Source organism: Streptomyces sp. SP17BM10, from assembly GCF_036322405.1.
Classification (GTDB): domain Bacteria; phylum Actinomycetota; class Actinomycetes; order Streptomycetales; family Streptomycetaceae; genus Kitasatospora.
Map to the genome: position 1 here is coordinate 374642 of NZ_JAQYXB010000661.1, position 24570 is coordinate 399211.

The following is a 24570-nucleotide window of genomic DNA, read 5'->3' on the forward strand; positions in this document are numbered from 1 at the left end:
TCCGCCCCGGCGCCCCCGCGCCTCAGCGCTTCGCCGGGTGCTCCGCCCGCATGGCCGCCTGGACGGCGGCGCCGTCCTGCCAGGCGTAGAGCTGGTTGCCGGAGAGCACCACGTTGTAGTGCCCGCAGGTGCCGGTGACCTTGCCCGCGACGTCCCCGGGGAACCAGCCCGCCCGGAGCGACTCCGGCACCGGGTGCACGCCCTTGCCGGTCAGCCCGGTGGTGCAGCCGGCGGGCAGCCTCCCCTCGGGGAGGGTGGCGCGCAGCAGGCGGTCGTCGCCGGTGGTGGACATCAGGTAGCGGACACCGGAGGCGTTGTCGGGCAGCCAGCCGGGCATCGAGTGGCGGTCGGCCTTGGCCTCGCTGCCGGTGGCGTACGAGACCTGCTCCTGGTGGCGGCCGTCGTACCACTCGGACACGCGTGGGCCGATGACGACGGCGGCCACGGCGACGGCCATGCCCGTCCCGGCGACTCCGAGCGCGACCTTGCTCACGATGCCCTTCATGTCCGCCTGCCCTCTCCCTTGCGGTTTCCGAGTCCGTTGTCGGTGTGGGTGTCGAGTGTTCCGCTGCGGCCCGTGGTGGTCCTCCGGCCGGTGCAACCATCCTGGCCCGCGCCGGAGGGCCGGAGCGTCACCACGAGGTCGCGATCACGCCTCCATCCCACGGGGTAGCCTCTCCACCTTCAGACGTACGCGCCGCCACCCGCGGGCGGTGGGCGCCGGGCCGCCGGTGCGCGCCGAAGCGGCGCCGGGGTCCCGATAGAGCGTCGCTCAAGTCCGGCCCGGGCGCAGCCCGGTGTGCTGCACCCGGGGCACCGGGCCGTACCGCACACCCGTCAGACGGCGGCGGGCACCGGCCGGGAGACGGGGAACGGGCGGCCGTCGAGGGTCCAGTGCGGGTCGATCGGGCGCAGCAGGGAGGCGTACACCTGGGCGGCGACGTCGGGGTGGCGGATCTCCCCGGTGGGCGGGCCGGCGGGGATGCCGTGGCCGGCGCAGGCTACCCAGGCGGTGCGCTCCTCGGTGGTGCGGCCGCCGTGGCCGCCGGCGTCGACGTGGCCGTGGTCGGTGACGACGATGACGGTCCACTGTTCGTCGGCGTGGGTGGCGCGGCCGCGGACGGCGTCGAGGAGGCGGCCGAGGCGTTCGTCGGCGTTGCGCATGGCGGCGCGGTACTCGTCGCCGCAGCCGAGGAAGTGGGCGGTCTCGTCGACGGCGCCGAGGTAGACGAAGGAGGCTTCGGGGTCGGCGGTGGCGAGGACGTGGACGGCCTCGCGGGTGACCTCCTCGTCGACGCTCTCCCAGGCTTCGGGGGTGTCCTCGGCGGGGGCCACGTAGGAGAGGCGGCCGGGGGCGCGGAAGAGGGGGCCGCCGGACTCGTTGATCATCAGCGGGTCCCAGCCGGCGGCGACGAAGGTGCGGCGGCGGTCGCTGCGGTTGAGGCGGGTGGCGAAGTCGGGGAAGACGTCGAGGCGGTTGCCGGCGAGGTGGTTGCCCCAGACGCCGTGCTTGGCGGGTTCGACGCCGGTGACGATGGTGGCCCAGCAGGGGCCGGACATGGTGGGGGTGGTGTCCGCGACGGTCACGGGCACGAGGAACCCGGCGTCGGCGACCTCCGTGAGCCGCGGCATCGGCACGTGGTCCAGGTAGTCGTACCGGACGCCGTCGATGCCGACGACGAGCACGCGGGGGCGGGGCCACGGGGCAGCGGACATGGCGGTTCCCTAAGAATGTGAGGCGGTCCGGGAGGACCGGGTGTGGCTGATGGCGGTTTGCCGTTGATGGCTCGGAAGGAATGGCCGCCCGGTCCTCCGGGACGCTCCGACCACTGATTGAGAACTGCGGTCATCGCTGGTTAGGGACCTGTCGGCGGAGTGTTCTTCGGACCACGAGGTACTGGTCACGAGGGATACGGAGCGACGGGCTTGAGCACGGCTCACGAGCGGATATGGGTCGGCATCGACGCCGGCGAGGGGCATCACTGGGCGGTCGCGGTCGATACCGACGGCGAGACCGTGTTCTCGACGAAGGTGATCAACGACGAATCGCAGATCCTCCAACTCATCGAGACCGCTCGGGAGAAGGCCGGCGAGGTGCGGTGGGCGGTGGACATCTCCGGCCGGGCCTCCACGTTGCTGCTGGCCCTGTTGGTCGCCCACGGCCAGCAGGTGGTCTACGTCCCGGGCCGGACGGTCAACCGCATGTCCGGCGCCTACCGGGGCGAGGGCAAGACCGACGCCAAGGACGCTCGGGTCATCGCCGACCAGGCGCGGATGCGTCCCCGGGACTTCGCGCTGCTGAGCGCGCCTCCGGAACTGGTCACCGCGCTGCAGCTGCTGACGAACTACCGGGCTGACCTGATCACCGACCGCGTTCGGCTGGTCAACCGGCTCCGGGACCTGCTCGTGGGCATCTGCCCGGCCCTGGAGCGTGCCTTCGACTACTCCGCGGCCAAGGGTCCGGTCGTCATGTTGACCGAGTACCAGACCCCGGCCGCTCTGCGGCGGATCGGCGTCAAGCGGCTGGCGACATGGCTGGAGCGCCGCAAGGTCCGAGGAGCCGACACCGTCGCCGCGAAGGCGGTGGAAGCCGCCCAGTCGCAGATGATCGAACTGCCCGGTGAGAAGCGGGCTGCGAAGCTGGTCTGCGACCTCGCCCACCAGTTGCTGGCCCTGGACGAGCGCATCAAGGACAACGACCGGGAGATCCGCAGCACCTTCCGCACCGACAAGCGGGCCGAGATCATCGAGTCGATGCCCGGCATGGGCCCCATCCTCGGCGCCGAGTTCGTCGCCATCGTCGGCGACCTGTCCGGCTACCGCGACGCCGGCCGCCTCGCCTCCCACGCCGGCCTGGCCCCAGTTGCCCGGGACTCCGGCCGCCGGACCGGCAACTACCACCGGCCCAAGCGCTACAACCGGCGCCTGCGGCACATCTTCTACCTGGCCGCACAGACCGCCATGATGCGGCCCGGCCCGTCCCGGGACTACTACCTGAAGAAGCGCGCCGAGGGGCTGCTGCACACCCAGGCCCTGCTGGCGCTCGCGCGCCGCCGGGTGGACGTGTTGTGGGCGATGCTGCGTGACAAGAGGCTGTTCACCTCCGCCCCGCCGGTCACGCAGGCGGCTTGACACGATCATTGAGGTTCCTTTCGGTCGTGCACACCCGGCGCGCGCCCGTCGAGGGCGCTGCCGACCGCGCCATGGTTCACCGCCCGCCGTACTGGTTGGTGTCCGGTCACGGAACGGGCGGTGTCCGCAGAATGTCGGGCGGCTGTCCTGGTCCCCCGGCGGTCGGCGGGGGACCGGGACAGCGGGAGCCTCAGGCAGCGGGGGATCAGGGCAGCGGGGGATCAGGGCAGCAAGGGATCAGGACAACTGGCGCCAGCACGGCCGGCGTCAGGACTGCGGCCGGAACTCGTGGACGACCTCGATCCGGCCCACGATGTGCCGATTGAACTCGGCCAACTCCTCCGCCGGCACCCAGAGTTCGATGATGGTCCGGCCGCCCGCCCGCTGGACTGGGTACCGGGCGAGGAAGGCCGTCTCGACCTCGAAGCGGGTGACGTAGCCGACACCGGAGGCCGGGACGTTCCAGTCGCGGGCGATCCGGATCGCGTAGTCCTCGTTCAGGACGGGGTAGAAGATCGGCTGCTCGGGCAGCCGGGGCGGCCAGGCGCGCCGGTCGGCGGCCTCGACCAGGGCCAGTTCCTCGGGGCCGGTCGGGCGCCAGAGGGTCGTGGTGGCGGTCGGGGTGCTCTGCGTGGTCTGGCCGTTCATGGCAGGGGACGGTAGCCGAGCCCGCTCGGGCCCGGCCACCGCGTTTCCCGCGGCCCGCGTCCGGCTCACCGGACGTCAGCGGCTCAGCGTCCGCCTCCGGCTCCGGCTCCGGCTCACCGCTCGTCAGCGGTAGGCGGACTCCCCGGTGATCGCCTCGCCGAGCACGAGCGTGTGGATCTCGCTGGTGCCCTCGTAGGTGAGCACCGACTCCAGGTTGTTGGCGTGCCGCAGCACCGGGTACTCGGTGGTGATGCCGTTGGCGCCGAGGACGGTCCGGGCGCTGCGCGCGATCTCCAGCGCGGTGCGGACGTTGTTGAGCTTGCCGAAGCTGATGTGCGGCGGACGGGCGGCGCCCTCGTCCTTGAGCCGGCCGATCCGCAGCGCGACCAGGTAGGACTTCTCCACCTCCAGCATCATCTCGACCAGCTTCTGCTGGGTCAGCTGGAAGCCGGCGATCGGACGCTCGAACTGGATGCGGGTCTTCGCGTAGTCCAGGGCCGCGGTGTAGCAGTCGCGGGCGGCGCCGACGGTGCCCCAGAGAATGCCGTAGCGGGCCTCGTTGAGGGAGGACAGCGGGCCGCGCAGGCCGACGACCCCGGGCAGCACGGCATCGGCCGGCAGCACGATGTCGTCGAAGGCCAGCTCGCTGGTGACGGAGGCCCGCAGGGACAGCTTGCCGTGCACGTCGGTGGCGGTCAGGCCGCGGGTGCCCCGCTCCACGAGGAAACCGCGCACGCCCTCCTCGGTCTGCGCCCACACGACGGCGACGTCCGCGATGCTGCCGTTGGTGATCCACATCTTGCTGCCGGACAGCACCCAGTCGCCGCCCTCGCCGCCCTTGCGCACCGCCCGGGTGCGCATGTTGGCCGGGTCGGAGCCGAAGTCCGGCTCGGTGAGGGCGAAGCAGCCGATCAGCTCGCCGGCCGCCATGCCGGGCAGCCAGCGCTGCTTCTGCTCCTCCGAACCGAAGGCGTGGATCGCGCGCATGGCGAGCGAACCCTGCACGGAGACGAAGCTGCGCAGCCCGGAGTCGGCGGCCTCCAGCTCCATGCAGGCGACGCCGTAGGCGACCGCGCTCGACCCGGTGCAGCCGTACCCGTCGAGGTGCATGCCGAGCACGCCGAGGGCTCCGAGCTCGGGGGCGAGTTCGCGGGCCGGGAACACCCCGCGCTCGAACCAGTCGCCGATGTGCGGGCGGATCCGCTCGTCGGCGAACTTCCGCACGGTGTCGCGGATGAGCCGCTCCTCGTCGGTGAGGAGGTCGCCGACGGCGAGCAGGTCGGCCGGGTCGATCCGGGTCGGCTTCGTCATCGAAGCTCCTTGGGGTCTCGGTGGTCTCGGCGGATGACGGGATACCGGGAGTATTCCGCACCCGGTGGGGCGGCGGGCGGGCACGAGCGAGTGAGGAAAACGACATGCCCGGTGGCGGATACGCGGTCGGCGAGGTGACCGCGGAGGAGCTGCGCGGCGCGGCGGACGAACTGGCGGGACTGCTGGTGGAGACCGTCCACGACGGAGCGTCGGTCGGGTTCCTGGCGCCGTTGGAGGCGGCAGAGGCCGCGCGGTGGGGGCGGGCGCTCGTGCCGGACGTGGCGGATGGGCGGCTGGTGGTGTGGGCGGCGCGGGCGGCGGCCGACGGGCGACTCGCGGGGACGGTGCAGCTGCAGCCGGCGACGACGGCCAACGGGCGGCATCGGGGCGAGGTCGCGAAGCTGATGGTGCACCCGGCGGACCGCGGGCACCGCCTCGCCGGGCGACTGCTGGCGGCGGTGGGGGCGGGTGGAAGGTGATGCGGGTGACGGGTGATGGATGGCGGCAAACGGCGAACAGCAAACAGATAACAGATTTCGAAATCTGTTATCTGTTCGCTGTTACTTGTTCGCCGTCACATGTCGCCCACGGGGGTCAGCCCACACCGCACAGCCGCAGCACCGCGGTCGTCGCCGCTCCCGCCACGACGACGGCGGGGAACGGGGCGCGGCGCACGGCAAGGACCCCTGCGACCAGGACGCCCGCCGGCCGGGCCCACCCGGCGAAGCCGTGGCCCTGCGTGAGCGCGCCGGTGGCAACCAGGGCGACCAGCAGCACGGACGCAGCCACGGCCAGCAAGTGCCGGAGCCGATCGGACATTTCGAGCCGGTGCCCGAGCAGCGGCCCGGCGAGACGGAAGGCGTACGTGCCGGCGGCGAGCAGCAGCACGGCATACAGCGGCATCAACGGACTTCCTCCTTAACGCCGCTGGGCCGACTCTCCCCAACGGCCACGTCCTCGACTCCCGTCGACCGCGACTCCCCCTCCGCCGAGGGCCTCCCGGCGAACAGCAGCCCGACGAGCGACAGCAGCACCGGCAGCCCGGCCGGCAGGTAGGGCGTCGCCGCGACCGCGACCACCGCACCCACCACCGCGGCCGTGCGCGTCCGACGGTCACCCAGCGACGGCAGCACCAAGGCGAGCAGCACCGCCGGGAAGGCGGCGTCGAGGCCGAGCGCGTCGGTGTCGCCGATCAGCCCGCCCGCGGCCGCGCCGAGCACGACGGAGACGTTCCACACCACGAACAGCGCGATCCCGCACAGCCAGAACGCGGCCCGTCGACGGCGGCCGTCGGACTGCTGCAGGACGAAGGCGGCACTCTCGTCCGTGATGAGCTGGGCACCGAACAACCTTCGCCACCAAGGGCCTTCGAGCACGTCGGCGACGGTGAAGCCGAACGGCAGCAGACGGGCGTTGAGCACCAGCCCGGTGACGACGGCCGCGAGCGCACCGCCGCCGGACAGCACCACGCCGATGGCGGCGAACTGGGACCCGCCGGCGAAGACGAGGAGGGACATGGCGATCGGCACCCACAGCGGCAGGCCGCCGGAGACGCTGATCGCACCGAAGGAGGCGCCCACGAGGGCGTCGGCCAGGCAGACCAGAGCGATGTCACGGAGAGTGGCAGACTCCAGTGTTCGGAGGAGCGAACGCATGTCCATTAGAATGAACCCGCAGCCTGCCGTTCGTCAAGCCGAACTATTGGACCGCCAAACCGAACGATGCGAGGCATGGGAGCATGGGCGCGGCCGACCAGGCACACGGACCGCAGGAGACGCGAGGAAGCGTGAGTGGACAGCATGAGTGACCCGAGCCCCACCCCCGCCGCTTCGGCCGCTTCCGCCGGACCCGGGGCGGGCTCCGACGGCGGCGCCGGCACGGGCTCCGGCGAAGGCTCGGGGGCGGCCTCCGGCACGGAGTTGATCGGCCTGATCGCCGCGTCGATCCGGCGCGAGCGCGAGCGCAGCGGTCTGTCGATGGCCGAGCTGGCCCGGCGGGCGGGCATCGCCAAGTCCACGCTCTCGCAGCTGGAATCGGGCGCCGGCAACCCGAGCGTGGAGACGCTGTGGGCGCTCGGCGTGGCACTGAACGTCCCGTTCAGCCGGCTCGTCGATCCGCCGCGGCCCGCGGTACGGGTGATCCGGGCGGGCGAGGGCCCCGTCACGCACTCGGAGCGGGCCGACTACGCGGCCACCGTGCTGTCGTCCTGCCCGCCGAACGCCCGGCGCGACATCTACCGCATCGAGGCGCAGCCGGGCGAGACCCGGGCCTCCGACCCGCACATGCCCGGCACGGTCGAGCACGTGATGCTGGGCGCCGGCCGGGCGCTGGCCGGGCCGACGGAGGCCCCGGTGGAGTTGGGCCCGGGCGACTACGTGAGCTACCCGGGCGACGCCCCGCACGTGTTCCGCGCGCTCGCCCCGGACACCCTGGCGGTCATCGTCATGGAACACATCTGACGGGCCGTCACTGCCGCGCGGGAATGGGCGGCGGCTACTTCAACAGGCCGTCCAGGAAGGGGTTTCCGAACACCCGGTGCGGGTCGTGCCGGTTCAGGACGGCCACCGCCTCGTCCCAGCCGGGCCCGCCGCCGTCGCGCAGGCTCGCGGGGATGACCCGGCCGAGGACCTCCGGGTCGGACCAGGCCGCGTCGGCGGTGTAGGCCCAGCCCTTCGACCACTCGACGCGCAGGCCGGCCCGGGTGCCGTCGAAGGTGCGCAGCAGCCACTGTTCGAGGTCGCGGGCGAAGGGTTCGAGGCCGGGGGTGCCGGGGAAGGCGAGGACGTCGAGCCAGACGGCGGTGTCCCACTCGGGGCGGTCCGGGCGGGGGCGCAGCGCCGAGAGCAGTGGGGGCCGGGCGCCGGGGACGCCCGCGTAGGCGGGGTCGTCGAGGCCGGTGACGCGGATCTCGACCGCGCCGTTCACCGGGAACTCACCGCGCGCCTGGTAGTCGGCGAGCAGTTTCCGGTACTGGGCGGCGAATTCGCTGACGACCCATTGCAGGTCGGCGCGCTTGCAGAGGATCGCGTAGCCGTTGGCGGTGACCCGCAGGGTGGTGGGGCGCACGTAGTGGAGAAGGGCTCGGGAGGGGCCCCAGAGGTCGGAGCCGAGTCCGCCGGCGAGGAGGTGGGTGAGGAGGTCACCGGTGAGCAGGTCGCGCAGGAGCCCGCCGGTGAGGAGGACGTCCGTGAGGTCGCCGGTGAGGCCCACCTTGGCCACGAGGTACTGGAGTTGGCCGAAGAGCGGGGCCGACGCCCAGGCGCCGGAGACGATTTGGCCCGCGAGCCGGGCGACGGGCTCCGGAACGTTGTCCGAGAAGGGGTAGTTGTAGGGCTGGTCGACGGCGCGGGAGGCGAGCGGTTCGGCCGGGGCGATGCTCCAGGTCTTGAGCCAGGGGTACTCGGTGTAGGCGAACCAGATGGCCTCGGCGCGCCCGTCGCGGTCGACGAAGTCGGCGAAGGTGCGCGGTCCGCCGCCGCCGAGCAGGCCGCCCAGGAGCCCGCCGCCTGCGCCGGTGTCGCCGGGGCGGGCGAAGAGTTCGCTCGCCGGGACGTCGAGGCGGCTGACGCAGCGCAGCGGCCGGTCGGCGCCGGCCCGCAGGACGACCTCGGTCAGGAACGCCCGGCCGAGGTGGACCAGGAAGGCGGCGCTGTCGGCCTCGGAGCGGTCGAAGGTGCGCAGGGCGTAGCGGCCGGTGGCGGGGTCGAGGACGACGGCGGTGAGCCGGGTGACCTGGTTGCTGACCGATCCGTAGCCGTGCCCGTCCCGGCGGGTCTCGCCGGCGGCCGGGACGGCGCTCCCGTGGCCGCCGATGGCGAGGACGCCGCCGACGGTGAGCTCGCCCGGCGCCGGGCAGGCGGTGAGGCCGAGGCCCCGGCCCGCCAGGTGGGCGAGCAGGTCTTCCATGGTGGCACCGGTCTGGACGCGGACGGTGGTCGGCGAGTGGGCGGTGATCGCGGTGAGGTGGCGGCTGGTGTCGACGAGGAGCACCCGGGCGCTGTCGGGGGTCCCGTCGGCGACGGTGAGCGGTGCCCAGGTGTGGCGGTAGCCGGTGGCGCGCAGGCGCCAGCCGTTGGCGTGTGCCCAGTCGGCGAGGGCGGGGACCTCTTCCGGGGTGCGGGGCGCGCACGTCCACAACTGGTCGGTGCGGATCTCGCCGGACCAGTTCTGGAAGACGCGCTGGTAGAGCTCGGTACCGGCGGGCAGGCCGGGCGGGACGGGTGCGGCGGCCTCGGCGCTGTCCGGGCCGACGGTGCCGTGCAGCAGCCAGGCCCCCGCGCCGATCGCCGCGGACGCGCCGAGCAACTGCCGCCTGGTCAGGCCGCCGCCGTGCGCTCGCGTCCCGTCCGCGGCGCCCGGGTCCGTCGCCCGCGCCGCTTCGGCATCGCGGCCGTCGCCGGCTCCGCTCCACGGTCCTGTGGTCATCCGTCCGCCCCCTGAGCTCGTCGCCCGGGTGTCCGCTGTCCGTCCCGGGTCCGGGCAGGAGCGTACGAAGGGCCGGACGCCCGTTTGAAGCGTTCCCGTCGCTCATTCACCCGTACGAGTGATCATGGCCCATGCCAATGCGCGACGGCCAGGGCCACCGGAGCCGCCCCGGGCCCGTCAGCGCGTCCCCGGGGCATGTCGGCGCGACGAGGGCGGCCTCGGCGTACCGCTGCCATTGCAGCGGCCGACCGCCATCCCGTCACGCCTGCCTGCTCGCTTGCCCGGCCGCTCACCCGAACCCTCTTGGCAGGTCATCGGACGACCACATACGTTGATCTTTTCCACTTCGCGCCCGGGAGCACCGCCATGCCCGCATCCGTGACCGTCGCCGTCGCCCAGCCCGTCTGCGAGGAGCCCGGCCGGCCGGACACCGTGTCCGGCAACGTCGCCCGGCACGCCGAGGCCGTCCGGGCGGCCGGAGCACGGCTCGTGGTGTTCCCCGAGCTGTCGCTGACCGGCTACGACCTCACCGCTCCGACCCTCGACCCGGCGGACGCCCGCCTCGCGCCGCTGGTCGCCGCCTGCGCCGCGACCGGCGCCACCGCGCTGGCCGCGGCCCCGGCCGCGGACGCCGACGGTCGGGAGTACATCGCGACCCTGGCGGTCACCGGCGAGGGCGCCGCCGTCGTCTACCGGAAGATGCGCCTGCACGGCGAAGAGCTGAACCGTTTCACCGCCGGGGACGCGCCCGTCGTGCTGGAGCTGGACGGGGTCAGGCTCGGCCTCGCGATCTGCGCGGACGCCGCCGATCCCGCGCACGCCGAGGAGACGGCGGCCCTCGGCATCGACGCCTACGTCGCGTCCACCCTCTACGGTGCCTCGCCCGAGTCCGCCGCCCGCCGCGACGAGCACCTCGGGGGCCGGGCCGCCGCCCACGACGTCTGGGCGGTCCTCTCCACCAGCGCGGGGGCCAGCGGCGAGTTCCCGGCCACCTCGGGCGGCTCGGGCTTCTGGGCTCCGGGCGGCGCGCCGGTCGTCCAGGCCGGCAGCGCGCCCGGCGAGGTGGTCCGCGCCGAACTGCCGTAACCCCCGGGAGTGAACTCGCGGGCCGACGGAAATACCCGGGGCCCGCGCGCGGCTGTCAGGATCGGAGACCGGGACGGGGAGGCCGTTCGGGACCGTTCAGGAGGTGCAGCACGCGATGGGTGATCAGCAGGGCCACGGCGAGCGGGCCGACAGGACCAAGCAGGGCGAGGGCTACCGCGTCGAGCACGACTCGATGGGCGAGGTCCGCGTGCCCGCGGCCGCCAAGTGGCAGGCGCAGACGCAGCGGGCAGTGGAGAACTTCCCGGTGTCCGGGCAGCGCCTGGAGCGCGCGCACATCGCCGCGCTGGCCCGGATCAAGGCCGCGGCGGCGCGGGTGAACGCCCGGCTCGGCGTGCTGGACGACGAGACGGCGGCGGCCATCGCGGCGGCGGCCGAGGAGGTCGCGGACGGCCGCTGGGACGGCGAGTTCCCGGTGGACGTCTTCCAGACCGGCTCGGGCACCTCGTCCAACATGAACGCCAACGAGGTCATCGCGACCCTCGCCGCCGAGCGGCTGGGCCGGCCCGTGCACCCGAACGACCACGTCAACGCCAGCCAGTCGTCCAACGACGTGTTCCCGTCCTCGATCCACATCGCCGCCACCGCCGCCGTCACCCACGACCTGATCCCCGCGCTGGAGCACCTGGCCGAGGCACTGGAGCGCAAGGCCGCCGAGTTCGCGCAGGTGGTCAAGTCGGGCCGCACGCATCTGATGGACGCCACGCCCGTCACGCTGGGCCAGGAGTTCGGCGGTTACGCGGCCCAGGTGCGGCACGGCCGCGAGCGGCTGCTGGCCACGCTCCCCCGGGTCGCCGAACTCCCCCTCGGCGGCACGGCGGTGGGCACCGGCATCAACACCCCGCCCGGCTTCCCGGCCGCCGTGATCGAGGAGGTGGCCCGCGCCACCGACCTGCCGCTGACCGAGGCCCGCGACCACTTCGAGGCGCAGGGCGCGCGCGACGCCCTGGTCGAGCTGAGCGGTCAGCTGCGCACCGTCGCGGTCGGGTTCACCAAGATCGCGAACGACCTGCGGTGGATGGGCTCGGGCCCGCGCACCGGCCTCGGCGAGATCAACCTGCCCGACCTCCAGCCCGGTTCGTCGATCATGCCGGGCAAGGTGAACCCGGTGCTGCCCGAGGTGGTCCTGATGGTCGCGGCGCAGGTGGTCGGCAACGACGCGACCGTCACGCTGGCCGGCGCGAGCGGCAACTTCGAGCTGAACGTCATGCTCCCGGTCATCGCCCGCAACGTGCTGGAGTCGGTGCGGCTGCTCGCCAACGGCGCCCGGCTGCTGGCCGACCGGACGGTGGACGGCATCACCGCCAACGCCGAGCGGGCCCGGGAGTACGCCGAGTCCTCGCCGTCGGTGGTCACCCCGCTGAACCGGTACATCGGGTACGAGGAGGCGGCGAAGGTCGCCAAGCAGGCGCTCTCGGAGCGCAAGACCATCCGTCAGGTGGTGCTGGAGCGAGGGTACGTGGAGGAGGGGAAGCTCACCAAGGAGCAACTGGACGAGGCTCTGGACGTGCTGCGGATGACCCGGCCGTAGCGGACACGGTTGCGGCGGACGCGGTTGCGGCTGGCGTCGCGGTTGCGGCTGGGGTCGCGGTTGCGGCTGGGGTCGCGGCGGGCGTGCGCCGGGGCGCGGAGGCGGCGGGCCGCCGTTCCGTGCCCCGGACGCGGGCTGCGGGGAAGGTCAGCCCTTGGCGCGGCCGGCCCGGCCGAGTCGCATCGCTGCTCCGTTCGACGTGATCGTGGCCATCGAGATCGCCGCGAGGCCGAGCAGGAACATCACGGCGCCGACGATGACGCAGGTGACGATGTTCTTGCCGTGCGCGACCGATCCGGAGACGGCCCAGGGGGAGATGATCGTCCAGATGCCGAGCGCCGCGGCCGCCCAGGCCCGCGCGTGGGTGCGCTCGTAGGCCGACCCGTAGCCCGCCATCAGCAGGGTGTAGGCCAGACCCACGATCAGGCAGGTCACGGTGAGGGTGCTGAAGGCGGTGAAGCCGACGATCCAGGGCGATGCGGCCAGGAACAGGCCCGCCAGGACGGCCAGGGCCTCGATGCCCTGGGCACGCGGGGTCGAGGTGACCCGCTCGTAGTGTTCACGTAGTTCGACGATGTCCGGATGGTGCTCCATGCCCATCGGGGTGTGGGTTGACACCGATACCACCTCCTGTGGTTCGGATCGTGAAAGGCGCTTGCCCCGTACCCATTCTGGCGCTTCTCGAACGTTTTGCACCCAATAGTCCGAAAAGGTCGATAACCATCCGGTCACGGCGGTGACCTGCGTCTCACCGCTCCGATGCGCCATTGCCTATGCAACTCGTTGCATAGCAGGATGCGGGCATGGCACTGGAGCACGCGATCCTCGTCTCACTGCTGGAACAGCCCGGCTCCGGCTACGAGCTGGCCCGGCGCTTCGATCGCTCGATCGGCCGCTTCTGGACCGCCACCCACCAGCAGATCTACCGGGTGCTGCGGCGCATGGAGGCGGACGGCTGGATCGCCGCCGAGGAGGTCGCCCAGGACGGCCGGCCGGACAAGAAGGTCTACTCGGCGGCCGGTCCGGGCCGCGCCGCGCTCGCGGACTGGCTCCGCGAACCGGTCGAGCCGGAGACCGTCCGGCACGAGCTCGCGGTGAAGATCCGCGCCGCCGCCTTCGACGACCCGGCCGCGCTGATCTCCGAGGTCGAGCGCCACCGCGACGGCCACGCCTCCCTGCTCGCCCGCTACCTGCACGGCGAGCAGCGCGACTTCCCCGACCTCACCGCGCTCGACACCGCCCAGGAGCTCCAGCACGTGGTACTGCGCGGCGGCATCGAATACGAGCGCATGACCCTCGCCTGGCTGGACGACGTGCTCACCACCCTGCACCGCCTCGTCGCCGAGGGCGCCGGCCCTGACGACGCGACAGGCAACGGGGGGCGGACGGCGGCGGACAGATGACGGCCGACAGATGACAGAAGACAGATAACAGAGTTTGAAATCTGTCATCTGTTCCCTGTCGCTCGTCGGCCGCTCCACGCCATCCCCCGCTTCCTCCCCTCGCCCCACCCCACAGCCACTTCCACACCCTCGACCCCCGGGAGCCCGTGATGCTCTTCAACCCGCGTACGTACGACCCCGCGCAGTTCGACGAGCCGACCCGCCGGCTGCTGCGCGCGACCGTCGACTGGTTCGAGTCGCGCGGCAAGAAGGCGCTGATCGACACCTACATCGACCGCACCTGGTACGCCGACTTCCTCGAATTCGCCGCCAAGGAGGGCCTGTTCGCGGAGTTCCTGACCCCGTCCGCCGCCGACCCGGACAAGCGCTGGGACACCTCCCGCATCGCCGAGCTGAACGAGATCCTCGGCTTCTACGGCCTCGGCTACTGGTACACCTGGCAGGTCACCATCCTCGGCCTCGGCCCGGTGTGGCAGAGCGAGAACGAGGCCGTCCGCGCCCGCGCCGCCCGCCTCCTGACGGAGGGCCACGTCATGGCCTTCGGTCTCTCCGAGCGCACCCACGGCGCCGACATCTACTCCACCGACATGATCCTCACCCCGGACGGCGAGGGCGGCTTCACCGCGACCGGCCCGAAGTACTACATCGGCAACGGCAACGTCGCCGGCCTGGTCTCGGTGTTCGGCCGTCGCGCGGACGTCGAGGGGCCCGAGGGCTACGTCTTCTTCGCCGCCGACAGCCGCCACGAGGCCTACCACCTGGTCAAGAACGTCGTGAACAGCCAGATGTACGTCAGCGAGTTCCGGCTGGAGGACTACCCGGTGCGCGCCGAGGACGTCCTGCACACCGGCCAGGCCGCGTTCGACGCCGCGCTGAACACCGTGAACGTCGGCAAGTTCAACCTGTGCACGGCGTCGGTCGGCATCTGCGAGCACGCCATGTACGAGGCGGTCACGCACGCCCACAACCGCGTCCTGTACGGCCGCAAGGTCACCGACTTCCCGCACGTGCGCCGCGAGTTGACCGACGCGTACGCCCGCCTCGTGGCGATGAAGCTGTTCAGCGCGCGGGCCGTGGACTACTTCCGCACCGCCTCCCCCGAGGACCGCCGCTACCTGCTCTTCAACCCGATGACCAAGATGAAGGTCACCACCGAGGGCGAGAAGGTCATCGACCTCATGTGGGACGTCATCGCGGCCAAGGGCTTCGAGGCGGACACCTACTTCGACAAGGCCGCCAAGGACATCCGCGGCCTGCCGAAGCTGGAGGGCACCGTCCACGTCAACCTGGCGCTGATCCTCAAGTTCATGGCCAACTACCTGTTCGCCCCGGCCGATTACGCGCCCGTGCCGACCCGCCAGGACGCCGCCGACGACGTCTTCCTGTTCCGTCAGGGCCCGGCCCGCGGCCTCGGCGCGATCCGCTTCCACGACTGGCGCACCGCCTACGACCGGCACGCGCACCTGCCGAACGTCGCCCGCTTCCGCGAGCAGGCCGACGGCTTCTGCGAGCTGCTCCTCACGCACGCGCCGAGCAAGGAGCAGCAGGCCGACCTCGACTTCCTGCTGGAGATCGGCCAGCTGTTCGCGCTGATCGTCTACGGCCAGCTGGTGCTGGAGCAGGCCGAGTTGACCGGCCTGGAGGCGGACGTGCTGGACCAGATCTTCGACGCGCTGGTGCGCGACTTCTCCGCGCACGCGACCGAGCTGCACGGCAAGGCCTCGGCCACGGAGGAGCAGGCCGCCTGGGCGCTCGCCCACGTGCGCCGGCCGGTGGCCGACGCCGAGCGGGCCGCGAAGGTGTGGGCGCGCGTCGAGGCGCTGTCGGGCGCGTACGAGATGCAGCCGTAGTCCTGCGGACGGCTACGCAGGACCCGGGGGTGCCGGTCGGCGGACCGGCGCCCCCGATCGGCCTTGCGGGCCGGACAGGTCAGCTCCCGTCGGCCGAGAGCGTCCGGAGCGCGTGGGCGATGGCGTCGGTCATCCGCCCCAGCAAGGTGTCGTCGGTGGTGGCGCCGGTGCACACCCCGCGTGGCGGCAGGCGTCGAACGCCTGGCCGCGGTGCCGCCCCGCTTGGTGGCCTGGTCGGCCGTCTTGGTGGGGTCGGCGCGGCTGAACAGTCCGCCAACGCGGATGCCCTTGTCCTGGAAGGGCGCGTGGTCGGAGCGCCCCTCGCCCTCGAAGTCCTGCTCGGTGGCGGTGCCGCGGGCGGCGAACCGGTCGCGGAAGAGGGCGTCCAGGGCCGGGTCCTGGCGGTAGGTGAGCAGCCGGGGCTCGGCGAGCCGATCACGTCGAAGTTCAGGCAGGTGTCGATCACCGAATGGTCGTCGATGGAAAGGCCGTTGGCGTGGGTCCGGGAACCGACCGTGCCGTTCTCCTCGGCGCCCCACGACGCCGGTCGGCCGTCGACCGGCCGCAGCACTCTGCCGTCGACCGGCCGCAGCGGTCAGCCGTCGCCGAGGCCCATGTCACGCGCGCGGGCCACCGCCTCGGCGCGCGTGCCGACGTGCAGCTTCTCGAAGATGTGGGTCACGTGGTTGCGCACCGTCTTCTCCGCCACGACCAGTTCGCGGGCGATCCGCCGGTTGTCCAGGCCCCGCGCGACCAGGTCGAGCACCTCGGCCTCACGGGCGGTCAGTTCGGGGAACAGCTGCCCCGCCTCTCGCATCCGCGCGCCCGCCAGCAGGTCGGCGATCCGCCCCGCGACCTCGCCGCCGAACACCGCTCCGCCCGCTGCGACCGTCCGCACCGCGTGCAGGACCTCTTCCCGGCCGGCGCCCTTGACCAGGTAGCCGCGGGCGCCGGCCTGGAGGGCGGCGAGGAGGTTCCCGTCGTCGTCCGACATGGTCAGCATCAGGACGGGCGGCGCCTGCTCGCGCCCCGACAGCGCCCGGAGGGCTTCCAGGCCGGAGCCGTCCGGCAGCGAGAGGTCCATGATCACGACGTCCGGCACGGACCGCTCGACGGCGCCCGGCACCTCGGCGATCCGCTCGGCCTGCGCCACGACGGAGATGCCCTCGGCGCTCTCCAGTGCCGCCGTCAGGCCCTCGCGGAACAGCGGGTGGTCGTCGACGACCAGGACGCGCACGGGCCTGACGCCCTGCGGCTCGCCGGGCCCCGGCCCGCCGGGCGGCGGCTCCTCGGGCGGCGCTCCCTCTGACGGCGGCTCCTCGGGCCGTGGCGTGCCGGGCTGCGGCAGCTCCGGCTCCGGCGCGTCGGGCTGCGGTTCGTCCACCCGGTGTTCGTTCACCCGACCGACGCTACCAGCGACGATCCGGTGACTTTCCGTGACATGCTCCGAGGGTCATCCGGGCGGCTGACCGGTCGGGCCGGAGCGGCGCGACACGGGCAGGGGCGCGCTCCGGGCCGCGGACGAGACCGCTGCCTCATGCGCCCGGGACACCGGGCCGCCGAGGCTGGAACGCGGTCCTCGGAGCGGCGACCACCCGTCGCCGTCCCCGGGCCGGAGCCCCGAGCACCCGAAGCCCACGTCCACCTTCGAGCCTCCGAGGCGGTGCCATGACCACGGTGTCCTCTCCCCGGCCGCGGACGGCGGCCCGGCAGCAGCTCACGGCGGCGGCGGTCGTCACTGCGGTCTGCCTCGTCGTCGCCACCGCCTGGATCTGCTACGTGCTCGTGCACCTGGGGGACCCGGGCGTCGTCACGCCCAGGAACGAGCTCGGCATCCTCATCTACGCCCTGCCGACCGCCGGCGCCGGGATGCTGCTCCACGCCCACCGGCCCGGCAACCCGCTCGGCTGGGTCATGCTGGTCTACGCGGTCACGCTCGTCCTGCCCAACGCGGCGGCGGCGCCGGTCACCGTCCAGGTCGCCGACCCTGGCGTCGTGGGTGCGGCGGCGGTGTTCCAGGTCCTCTGCGACACGGTCAACTCCACGCTCTTCTACGTTCTCCCGCTGTGGCTGCCCGCCGGGCGGCTGACCACGCGCCGCTGGTGGTGGTACATCGCCGCGGTCGCGCTCTGGGTGCTGCCGGGCTCGCTGTCGTTCCTCGCCAAGCCCGAGGTGTTCGACCGCCCCAACCCGCTCGCGGACACCCCGCCCGCCCGGTTCTTCGGAGCTCTCGGCGAGCACCTGTACGGGTCCTCGGACGCCGTCAACTACCTGCTCATCGGGATCGCCACCGTCGTCCTGCTGACGCGGATCCTCCGACCGACGGACGTACCGACGGACGTACCGACGGACGTATCGGCGGCCACACCGGCCGCGGGGCTGCGGCGGTCCGCCGCGCGGCACCGCGCGAACGTCTCCGCGATGCTCGCCGCCTACCTGTTCTGGGCCGGCATGCAGGACTTCTACCGGCGGATGTACCGGGAGGCGTTCTGGCTCAGCTACGCGCTCTTCGCGGTGGCCGGGCTCGCGTGGGCGGTCGCCGTCGGGTACCTGGTCGTCCGCGACCGCGGCTGGCGGCTCGACCGCGCCGCGCGCAGTGTCCTCAGCGGGCTGCTGCTGGCCTCCGGGATCACCGCCCTGTTCGTGGTGCTCGCGGCCGTCCTGTCCGGCTGGCTGGCACCGGGCCGCGGTGGGCCGGCGCTGGTGCTCATCGCCCTCGTGTTCACGCTCGGTGCCGGACTGCCCCGGGCCACCCGGTGGGCCGTCTCCCTGGTGGACCGGCTGTACTACGGCGAGCGGGCGCAGCCGTACCAGGTGCTGCGGCGCCTCGCGGGGCAGGTGCGGCAGGTCGTCGACCCGGAGGAGCTGCCGTCCGCGCTGTGCGCGACGGTCGCGGAGGAGCTACGGCTGCCCGGGGTCGCGCTCACCGTCAGCACGCGGGCCGCCGGGCGACGCCCGCTCGCCTCGGTGGGGCGGCTGGACGGACGGGCGCAGGGCTTCGCGCTGGTCCACCACGGCGAGACGATCGGCGAGTTGACGGTCGGGCTGCGGAACGGCGAGGAGCGGTTGGAGCCGAGCGACGTCGACATCCTGCGCTCGCTGGCCGACCAGGCCTCGCCCGCGGTCGCGTCGCTGCGGCTACAGGAGGACCTGCAGGCGAGCCGGGAGCAGATCGTCGCGGCGCGGGAGGAGGAGCGGCGCCGGCTGCGCCGGGACATCCACGACGGACTCGGTCCGGTCCTGGCGGGGCTACGGCTGCGGGTGGACAACGTGGCTTCCACTGCTACGACTTCGGCCTCGGCGGCGTCGGAGGCCTCGGGAGATGCCGGGGCGCCAGAGGTGCCGGGGGCGCCGGGGGCGTCCGGCCCGGACGGCGGCCTCGGCGGGACGCTGCGCGGGATCTCGGCCGACCTCGGGATGGCGATCAGGGAGGTGCGGCGGATCACCGAGCGCCTCGGGCCCGCGCCGCTGGGCGAGTTCGGGCTCATACGGGCGGTGCGGCAACTGGCCGACACGTTCAGCGGCGCCGGGCTGACCGTGACGGCCGACGTGTCTCCGGACCCGCTGCCCGAACTGCCGGCGGCGGTCGAGGTCGCGGTGTACCGGATCACCGCCGAGGCCCTCACCAACGTGCTCCGGCATGCCCGCGCACGCCATGCCGGGGTGACGCTCCGAGTGGACGCGGAGGCCGTCACCCTGGTCGTGCGCGACGACGGAGTGGGGCTCGTCGGGGAGATGGCCCGTGCGGTCGGCGGGGATGGTCCGGGCATCGGGGCCGGCGGGGTGGGGCTGCGGTCGATGGCGGACCGGGCCTCAGAGATCGGGGGCAGCTGCACCGTCGGACCGCTTCCTGAGCACGCGGGCACCCAGGTGCTGGCGAGGCTGCCGCGCTCACCCTCCAGCGCACGCTGCGTGGAAGGATCGGGTTCCGCTCAGGAGACGTGACGGGGCCGCTTCGGGGCCGTTGGGGCCGTTGGGGCCGTTGTTTGGGGCTGCTAGGGCCGTGGGGCCCGTTGGGGCTGTTGAGCCATTGGGGCCGCTCGGCCGGCTGCCCGTCACACCCCTTCAGGGCCCTCGGTGCGGGATGCGCCGAGGGCCTCCAGGGGATCGGGAACGTGGCCGGCTGTCAGGTGTGGCCGGGCTTGCACTTCTGGCCGAGCTGGCAGCCGTGCGGCGACTCCCCGGTGCCCGGCGCCGAGCCGGTGCCCGGCACCGACGCCGACGGTGAGCACGCGCTCTTCAGCGCGACCGCTGCCGCGATGGCGCCGACGGCGGCGCCGGCCACGCAGAGCGCCTTCGTCGTGGTGTTCGTTGCCATGGTGGTACTCCCGCTTCTTCCGAACCGAACGGCCGAGTCCATCGACCCCTCACCCACCACTGTGCGCACGCGTGCGCCCCGGCCGCATGGGATCGCCGTCCCGTTCCGGTCCCAGAGGACCGGTCCCAGCCTGGGCAGAGGAAGGGGCGGCGATGCTCAGTGCGACCGACAGGAGCGCGGCCGGTCGCCGTCGACGAGAAGGCCACCCGAGGGGGCCGGGTACCAGACGCGGCCCAGAAGCACCGTGACCGGTCCTTGCGGGTCGGCCCGGAGGCCGTGGGACTCCCCCGCCCGGATGTATGCCAAGTCACCGGGAAAGAGGGCGGCCTGGCCGTTCTCGCCGACCAGCGTGCCGGTGCCGGACAGCACCACGATGAACGCATCGGACGCCGAGTGGCGCAGGGGCTCGTGTCCTTCGCCCGCAGCGAGGGTCACGGACGTGACGGCGACGCCCTGCCAGGCGCTCCGCTCCGAGGAACTACTGCGCTGGGCCGGGATGTTGCCGGGCTCCTCGACCCGTACCGGCTGGACGGTGAGGATGGCGGTCGGTGCGCCCCGGAGGGCGGTGAGGTGGCAGGCACTGCCGGGCGGGTGGCGGAGCGCCTCGCCCGGGCCGAGGATCCGGCCGGCCGCTTCGAGGCGGCCGGCGAGCAGGACGGTCACGAATTCGGCGTCCGCCGGGGAGCGCTGCTCGACGTGGGCGCCGGGCGGCAGCGTCTCGATGGTCAGGCCGGCGAGTACGGGCGGGCGGCGCCTCGGGTCGATCGGACGCTGGAAGGCGGGCGCGGTGCGGGGCACGGCGGCGGGGACGAGGATCACGCGGATCGCCTCCGGGAATCGCTGGGCGGGCGAACGGTAGTGGGGTCAGGGGTGGGTGTGACGCGCTCGGCGACATTCGGCACGACGGCGGGCGAGACTCTCTCGTGTCCCTGCGGTGGGGCGGGGCGCGGCGAGGGTGAGGCAGAGCAGTTCCACTCCGAGCGGCCCGGCCTCGAGGTGGAGCGGGCGGCCGCGCAGGGCCAGGAGGAGGTCGCCGTCCGAGGCCAAGTGGTTCGGCCCCTCGACCTGTTGGCCGACGGTGACGGTGCCGCGCAGCACGTGGAGGACGGCCTCGGGGTCGGCGCGTCCCGGCAGGACGTGGCGGGCGCCGGGGCTCAGGCGCACGTGGTCGAAGGACTCGCAGGCGCTCGTGAGCATGTCGCGGCGCGCGAGGCAGCGGACGCGGACGCGTTCGCCGTTCGGGCCGAGGATGACGGCGGCGGAGGACGTCGCGCTGGAGACGATCACCGGGGTTCGCCTTCTTTCGGGGCTCGGGCGGGGTGGGGGACGGCGAGGACCGCGTGGAAGTACTCCATCCCGGCGATGCCGGCGGTGACGACGGTCCGCGTGCCGAGCGGGAGGGTGAGCGCGGTGCCCTCGACGAGCGGAATGCCGGTGTCGGCGACGGACGCGGCCTCGGCGACGGCAGCGGCCTCGGCGGGGGCAGCGGTCTCGGGAGCGGCGGCCAGGCCGGAGCCGGCGGTGATGTAGAGCAGATGCTCGACGGCGTCGGCGATGACCTCTGCATTGCCCCTGGGTCGAGCCGCTGCAGGCCGACGCCGCGAAGAGGGCCGGCGAGGAGTCGGCCGGGGTTGATCGCGCCGCCGTGGCGCAGGTCGATGAGGACGGTGCCCGGCATTTCGGGCCTCCTTCGGGTCGCGGCCGGCGCCGGCGGCCCGCCTTCGACACTCACCGTCCGCCGCCCGCCGTCCCGGCCGCACGGGGGCCTGGTCCCGTGCGGTTCCCGTCCCGCGCCCGGGGCGCGCCCAAGGCAGTCCCGGGCAAGGAGCGGGGCGAGGGCGGGACCGGGCGTGGGACGGGAACCGCAAGTCGACGGCGAACAGGTAACAGCTGACAGATAACAGATTTCGAAATCTGTCATCTGTCAGCTGTTACCTGTCGGCCGCCCACCCCACCGCCGCCCACCCGACGTACCGTGGAACTCGGAGGCTGCGAGATGCACGTCACCGGTACCCACTTCACCGACCGCACCGACGCGGGCCGCCGGCTGGCCGCCCGTCTGGGGCACCTGGACGGCGCGGACGCGGTCGTGGTCGCCCTGCCGCGCGGCGGGGTGCCCGTGGCCGCCGAGGTCGCCGCGGCGCTCGGCGCCCCCCTGGACATCTGCGTGATCCGCAAGCTCGGCGTGCCCTACCAACCAGAGCTCGGCATGGGCGCCATCGGCGAGGGCGGCGTCCGGGTCCTGAACGACGAGGTGATGCGCCTCGGCGGGATCACCCCCGACCAACTCGCCGACGTGGAGCGGCAGGAGCGCGCCGAGCTGGAGCGCCGCGCCCGCCGCTACCGGGACGGCCGCCCGCCCGCCGACCTGCGCGGCCGGACCGTCATCGTCGTCGACGACGGCATCGCCACCGGTTCCACCGCCCGCGCCGCCTGCCGGATCGTCCGCGCCCGCGGCGCCGCCCGCGTGGTCCTCGCCGTCCCCGTGGCGCCCCGGGACTGGACGGACCGCCTGGCCGATGTCGCCGACGAGCTCGTCTGCGTCGCCACGCCGTCCCCGTTCTTCGCGATCGGCGAGTTCTACGGCGACTTCTCCCAGACCGGCGACGCCGAGGTCCTCGGCCTCCTGGCCGACGCCCGCGGCGAGCACCCGCCCGCGCCCGTCGCCGTCGACCGCGACGTGGAGCTCTCCGCCGGCGGCGTGCACCTGACCGGCCACCTGACCGTCCCCGCAGGCGCCCGCGGCATCGTCGTCTTCGCCCACGGCAGCGGCAGCAGCCGCCACAGCCCCCGCAACCGGCACGTCGCCCGCCACCTCAACCGGACCGGCCTCGCCACGCTGCTGTTCGACCTGCTCACCGCCGACGAGGAGCCGGACCGGAGCAAGGTGTTCGACGTCGCCCTGCTCGGCTCCCGCCTGACCGCCGTCGCCGAGCGGCTGCCCGCCCTGGAGGCGGCCGGGGCCCTGCCGATCGGTCTGTTCGGCGCGAGCACGGGCGCCGCCGCCGCGTTGCGCACCGCCGCCGCCCTCGGGTCCGCGGTCGGCGCGGTGGTGTCCCGCGGCGGCCGCCCGGACCTGGCCGGCCCGGACACCCTAGCCCGGGTCACCGCTCCGACCCTGCTCGTCGTCGGCGGCCTCGACGGCACGGTGATCGACCTCAACCGGCGGGCGCAGGCCCTGCTGCGCTGCGAGAGTGAACTCGCGGTGGTCCCGCACGCCGGCCACCTGTTCGAGGAGCCGGGTGCGTTGGACCAGGTCGCCGGGCTGGCCGGGGACTGGTTCCGGCAACACCTCCGGACACCGGGCGGCCCCACTGCCCCGGTTACGCAGAGTTCGTGAATCGGCCCCGATCGGCAGAACATATTGCGCAGTCGTTCGCAGCATTTCCTGATCAGCTTGTACACATTGAACAGTGAAAAACCGACCTGTTGCCCAACCCCCCGGACAGGAGCAAGCTCTGCGCTCAGTCGCACCGCCCACCCCATCAGCGGCGCGGCCGCCTCAAGCGGACGCCTCAGAGCCGAGGCCCAGAGTGGAGGAAGACCGATGACCCCGCAGTCCCAGGCCCTTGAGCTGACCCCCGAGGAGCGCGAGGCCGGTCTCGACGCCGACCAGCTGCGCCGCCTCGTCGGCCTCGTCGAGCACGACCCGGCCACCGACCCGTTCCCCGTGACCGCGCAGGACGCGGTCGTGTTCGTGGTCGGCAACGCCACCCAGACGGCGCAGTTCTACCAGGCCGTGTTCGGCATGGAGCTGGTCGCCTACTCCGGCCCGGAGACCGGTCGCCGCGACCGCAAGGCCTTCGTGCTCCGCTCCGGCTCGTGCCGCTTCGTGATCAAGGGCGGCGTCCAGCCGGACAGCCCGCTGCTGGACCACCACCGCCGCCACGGCGACGGCGTCGTCGACCTGGCCCTGGAGGTGCCGGACGTCGACAAGTGCATCGCGCACGCCCGCGCGACCGGCGCGACCGTGCTGGAGGAGCCGAACGACGTCTCGGACGAGAACGGCACCGTGCGCCGCGCCGCGATCGCCACCTACGGCGAGACCCGGCACACCCTGATCGACCGCTCCCGCTACCACGGCCCGTACCTGCCGGGCTACGTCGTCGCGGAGAGCAAGGTCAAGCACCCGGAGGGCTCGCCGAAGCGGCTGTTCCAGGCGCTGGACCACGCGGTCGGCAACGTCGAGCTCGGCAAGATGGACGAGTGGGTCTCGTTCTACAACCGGGTCATGGGCTTCGTGAACATGGCCGAGTTCGTCGGCGACGACATCGCCACCGACTACTCCGCGCTGATGTCGAAGGTCGTCGCGAGCGGCAACCACCGGGTGAAGTTCCCGCTGAACGAGCCGGCGATCGCGAAGAAGAAGTCGCAGATCGACGAGTACCTCGAGTTCTACACCGGTCCGGGCTGCCAGCACATGGCGCTCGCCACCAACGACATCCTCACCACCGTCGACATCCTGCGGGCGCGCGGCGTCGAGTTCCTCAACACCCCGGACGCGTACTACGACGACCCGGAGCTGCGCGCCCGGATCGGCAAGGTGCGCGTGCCGATCGCGGAGCTGAAGAGCCGCGGCATCCTGGTGGACCGCGACGAGGACGGCTACCTGCTGCAGATCTTCACCAAGCCGATCGGCGACCGCCCCACCGTGTTCTACGAGTTCATCGAGCGCCACGGTTCACTCGGCTTCGGCAAGGGCAACTTCAAGGCGCTGTTCGAGTCCATCGAGCGCGAGCAGGAGCGCCGCGGCAACCTGTGAGGGTGCAGGGGCCCCGGAGCACGGGGTTCTGAACACGGTCGACGCACCGTGAGCACGAGCGGCTGAGCACGGTCGAGGAGGAGCAG

At 73.1% G+C, this 24570-nt stretch carries 22 protein-coding genes; 10 read left to right on the forward strand and 12 right to left on the reverse strand.

The annotated features are described in order from the left end of the window. Positions 1-22: 22 nt before the first annotated feature. Positions 23-505, reverse strand: a complete 483-nt coding sequence (locus tag PUR71_RS32375; protein ID WP_329930737.1) for a hypothetical protein — start codon at positions 503-505, stop codon at positions 23-25. Between the two features lie 332 nt (positions 506-837). Next, complete coding sequence (locus PUR71_RS32380; RefSeq protein ID WP_329930738.1) at positions 838-1716, reverse strand: alkaline phosphatase family protein; 879 nt, start codon at positions 1714-1716, stop codon at positions 838-840. A 210-nt stretch (positions 1717-1926) separates the two neighbouring features. Between PUR71_RS32380 and PUR71_RS32385 the strand changes: the two genes are divergently transcribed. Further along, on the forward strand, positions 1927-3132 hold the full coding sequence (locus PUR71_RS32385) for an IS110 family transposase (RefSeq protein WP_329930739.1): 1206 nt from the start codon (positions 1927-1929) through the stop codon (positions 3130-3132). 267 nt (positions 3133-3399) lie between these two features. Here PUR71_RS32385 and PUR71_RS32390 read toward each other — a convergent pair whose 3' ends face one another. After that, the gene (locus PUR71_RS32390; RefSeq protein ID WP_329930740.1) at positions 3400-3780 is read right to left on the reverse strand and encodes an ADP-ribosylation/crystallin J1; all 381 of its coding nucleotides are present in this window, start codon (positions 3778-3780) and stop codon (positions 3400-3402) included. 123 nt (positions 3781-3903) lie between these two features. Next, positions 3904-5091, reverse strand: a complete 1188-nt coding sequence (locus PUR71_RS32395) for an acyl-CoA dehydrogenase family protein (protein WP_329930741.1) — start codon at positions 5089-5091, stop codon at positions 3904-3906. 104 nt (positions 5092-5195) lie between these two features. Here PUR71_RS32395 and PUR71_RS32400 point away from each other — a divergent pair, with 104 nt between their 5' ends. Next, positions 5196-5570 (forward strand): GNAT family N-acetyltransferase, encoded by a 375-nt coding sequence (locus tag PUR71_RS32400; RefSeq protein WP_329930742.1) that lies wholly within the window; start codon positions 5196-5198, stop codon positions 5568-5570. 115 nt (positions 5571-5685) lie between these two features. Here the strand turns inward: PUR71_RS32400 and PUR71_RS32405 are convergent, their stop codons facing one another. Then, positions 5686-5994 (reverse strand): AzlD domain-containing protein, encoded by a 309-nt coding sequence (locus tag PUR71_RS32405; protein WP_329930743.1) that lies wholly within the window; start codon positions 5992-5994, stop codon positions 5686-5688. Further along, positions 5994-6746 carry an AzlC family ABC transporter permease gene (locus PUR71_RS32410; protein ID WP_329930744.1) on the reverse strand — a complete coding sequence of 251 codons (753 nt, stop codon included), beginning with the start codon at positions 6744-6746 and terminating at the stop codon, positions 5994-5996. The genes PUR71_RS32405 and PUR71_RS32410 overlap by 1 nt, the downstream gene beginning before the upstream one ends. Positions 6747-6890: 144 nt before the next feature. Here PUR71_RS32410 and PUR71_RS32415 point away from each other — a divergent pair, with 144 nt between their 5' ends. Next, entirely contained in the window at positions 6891-7550 is a 660-nt protein-coding gene (locus tag PUR71_RS32415) for a helix-turn-helix domain-containing protein (protein WP_329930745.1), read from the forward strand. Between the two features lie 34 nt (positions 7551-7584). Here PUR71_RS32415 and PUR71_RS32420 read toward each other — a convergent pair whose 3' ends face one another. Beyond that, entirely contained in the window at positions 7585-9516 is a 1932-nt protein-coding gene (locus PUR71_RS32420; RefSeq protein ID WP_329930746.1) for a cholesterol oxidase substrate-binding domain-containing protein, read from the reverse strand. A gap of 366 nt (positions 9517-9882) precedes the next feature. Between PUR71_RS32420 and PUR71_RS32425 the strand changes: the two genes are divergently transcribed. Together PUR71_RS32425 and PUR71_RS32430 are read left to right on the forward strand one after the other, a co-directional pair. Further along, a complete protein-coding gene (locus PUR71_RS32425) occupies positions 9883-10602 on the forward strand; it encodes a carbon-nitrogen hydrolase family protein (protein ID WP_329930747.1) in 720 nt (239 codons plus the stop codon). A gap of 115 nt (positions 10603-10717) precedes the next feature. Continuing rightward, positions 10718-12151 (forward strand): class II fumarate hydratase, encoded by a 1434-nt coding sequence (locus PUR71_RS32430; protein ID WP_329930748.1) that lies wholly within the window; start codon positions 10718-10720, stop codon positions 12149-12151. Positions 12152-12298: 147 nt separating this feature from the next. Here PUR71_RS32430 and PUR71_RS32435 read toward each other — a convergent pair whose 3' ends face one another. Further along, positions 12299-12769 (reverse strand): SPW repeat protein, encoded by a 471-nt coding sequence (locus tag PUR71_RS32435; protein WP_329930749.1) that lies wholly within the window; start codon positions 12767-12769, stop codon positions 12299-12301. A 185-nt stretch (positions 12770-12954) separates the two neighbouring features. Here PUR71_RS32435 and PUR71_RS32440 point away from each other — a divergent pair, with 185 nt between their 5' ends. Both PUR71_RS32440 and PUR71_RS32445 read left to right on the forward strand, forming a co-directional pair. Next, positions 12955-13554, forward strand: a complete 600-nt coding sequence (locus tag PUR71_RS32440; protein WP_329930750.1) for a PadR family transcriptional regulator — start codon at positions 12955-12957, stop codon at positions 13552-13554. A 149-nt stretch (positions 13555-13703) separates the two neighbouring features. Continuing rightward, on the forward strand, positions 13704-15404 hold the full coding sequence (locus PUR71_RS32445) for an acyl-CoA dehydrogenase family protein (protein ID WP_329930751.1): 1701 nt from the start codon (positions 13704-13706) through the stop codon (positions 15402-15404). A 595-nt stretch (positions 15405-15999) separates the two neighbouring features. Here PUR71_RS32445 and PUR71_RS32450 read toward each other — a convergent pair. Next, entirely contained in the window at positions 16000-16641 is a 642-nt protein-coding gene (locus tag PUR71_RS32450) for a response regulator transcription factor (protein WP_329930892.1), read from the reverse strand. 431 nt (positions 16642-17072) lie between these two features. Here PUR71_RS32450 and PUR71_RS32455 point away from each other — a divergent pair, with 431 nt between their 5' ends. Continuing rightward, complete coding sequence (locus PUR71_RS32455) at positions 17073-19349, forward strand: GAF domain-containing sensor histidine kinase (RefSeq protein ID WP_329930752.1); 2277 nt, start codon at positions 17073-17075, stop codon at positions 19347-19349. A gap of 181 nt (positions 19350-19530) precedes the next feature. Here the strand turns inward: PUR71_RS32455 and PUR71_RS32460 are convergent, their stop codons facing one another. The 3 genes from PUR71_RS32460 to PUR71_RS32470 all read right to left on the reverse strand — a co-directional run bounded on the left by PUR71_RS32460 (position 19531) and on the right by PUR71_RS32470 (position 21009). Continuing rightward, on the reverse strand, positions 19531-19722 hold the full coding sequence (locus PUR71_RS32460) for a hypothetical protein (protein ID WP_329930753.1): 192 nt from the start codon (positions 19720-19722) through the stop codon (positions 19531-19533). Between the two features lie 156 nt (positions 19723-19878). Then, positions 19879-20541, reverse strand: a complete 663-nt coding sequence (locus PUR71_RS32465; RefSeq protein ID WP_329930754.1) for a cupin domain-containing protein — start codon at positions 20539-20541, stop codon at positions 19879-19881. A gap of 45 nt (positions 20542-20586) precedes the next feature. Further along, positions 20587-21009 (reverse strand): hypothetical protein, encoded by a 423-nt coding sequence (locus tag PUR71_RS32470; protein ID WP_329930755.1) that lies wholly within the window; start codon positions 21007-21009, stop codon positions 20587-20589. Between the two features lie 709 nt (positions 21010-21718). Between PUR71_RS32470 and PUR71_RS32475 the strand changes: the two genes are divergently transcribed. Continuing rightward, positions 21719-23062: a phosphoribosyltransferase family protein gene (locus tag PUR71_RS32475; RefSeq protein ID WP_329930756.1), complete on the forward strand. Its 1344-nt coding sequence runs from the start codon at positions 21719-21721 to the stop codon at positions 23060-23062. A 207-nt stretch (positions 23063-23269) separates the two neighbouring features. Continuing rightward, positions 23270-24484: a 4-hydroxyphenylpyruvate dioxygenase gene (gene hppD, locus PUR71_RS32480; RefSeq protein WP_329930757.1), complete on the forward strand. Its 1215-nt coding sequence runs from the start codon at positions 23270-23272 to the stop codon at positions 24482-24484. Positions 24485-24570: the final 86 nt, after the last annotated feature.

What these genes read in the sequence shown, in the direction of transcription:
- PUR71_RS32410 (WP_329930744.1), bottom strand. Translation starts at nt 6,746, where the DNA reads ATGCGTTCGCTCCTCCGAACACTGGAGTCTGCCACTCTCCGTGACATC.
- PUR71_RS32425 (WP_329930747.1), top strand. Translation starts at nt 9,883, where the DNA reads ATGCCCGCATCCGTGACCGTCGCCGTCGCCCAGCCCGTCTGCGAGGAG.
- PUR71_RS32440 (WP_329930750.1), top strand. Translation starts at nt 12,955, where the DNA reads ATGGCACTGGAGCACGCGATCCTCGTCTCACTGCTGGAACAGCCCGGC.
- PUR71_RS32405 (WP_329930743.1), bottom strand. Translation starts at nt 5,994, where the DNA reads ATGCCGCTGTATGCCGTGCTGCTGCTCGCCGCCGGCACGTACGCCTTC.
- PUR71_RS32390 (WP_329930740.1), bottom strand. Translation starts at nt 3,780, where the DNA reads ATGAACGGCCAGACCACGCAGAGCACCCCGACCGCCACCACGACCCTC.
- PUR71_RS32430 (WP_329930748.1), top strand. Translation starts at nt 10,718, where the DNA reads ATGGGTGATCAGCAGGGCCACGGCGAGCGGGCCGACAGGACCAAGCAG.
- PUR71_RS32460 (WP_329930753.1), bottom strand. Translation starts at nt 19,722, where the DNA reads ATGGCAACGAACACCACGACGAAGGCGCTCTGCGTGGCCGGCGCCGCC.
- PUR71_RS32380 (WP_329930738.1), bottom strand. Translation starts at nt 1,716, where the DNA reads ATGTCCGCTGCCCCGTGGCCCCGCCCCCGCGTGCTCGTCGTCGGCATC.
- PUR71_RS32375 (WP_329930737.1), bottom strand. Translation starts at nt 505, where the DNA reads ATGAAGGGCATCGTGAGCAAGGTCGCGCTCGGAGTCGCCGGGACGGGC.
- hppD (WP_329930757.1), top strand. Translation starts at nt 23,270, where the DNA reads ATGACCCCGCAGTCCCAGGCCCTTGAGCTGACCCCCGAGGAGCGCGAG.
- PUR71_RS32455 (WP_329930752.1), top strand. Translation starts at nt 17,073, where the DNA reads ATGACCACGGTGTCCTCTCCCCGGCCGCGGACGGCGGCCCGGCAGCAG.
- PUR71_RS32420 (WP_329930746.1), bottom strand. Translation starts at nt 9,516, where the DNA reads ATGACCACAGGACCGTGGAGCGGAGCCGGCGACGGCCGCGATGCCGAA.
- PUR71_RS32395 (WP_329930741.1), bottom strand. Translation starts at nt 5,091, where the DNA reads ATGACGAAGCCGACCCGGATCGACCCGGCCGACCTGCTCGCCGTCGGC.
- PUR71_RS32400 (WP_329930742.1), top strand. Translation starts at nt 5,196, where the DNA reads ATGCCCGGTGGCGGATACGCGGTCGGCGAGGTGACCGCGGAGGAGCTG.
- PUR71_RS32415 (WP_329930745.1), top strand. Translation starts at nt 6,891, where the DNA reads ATGAGTGACCCGAGCCCCACCCCCGCCGCTTCGGCCGCTTCCGCCGGA.
- PUR71_RS32475 (WP_329930756.1), top strand. Translation starts at nt 21,719, where the DNA reads ATGCACGTCACCGGTACCCACTTCACCGACCGCACCGACGCGGGCCGC.
- PUR71_RS32445 (WP_329930751.1), top strand. Translation starts at nt 13,704, where the DNA reads ATGCTCTTCAACCCGCGTACGTACGACCCCGCGCAGTTCGACGAGCCG.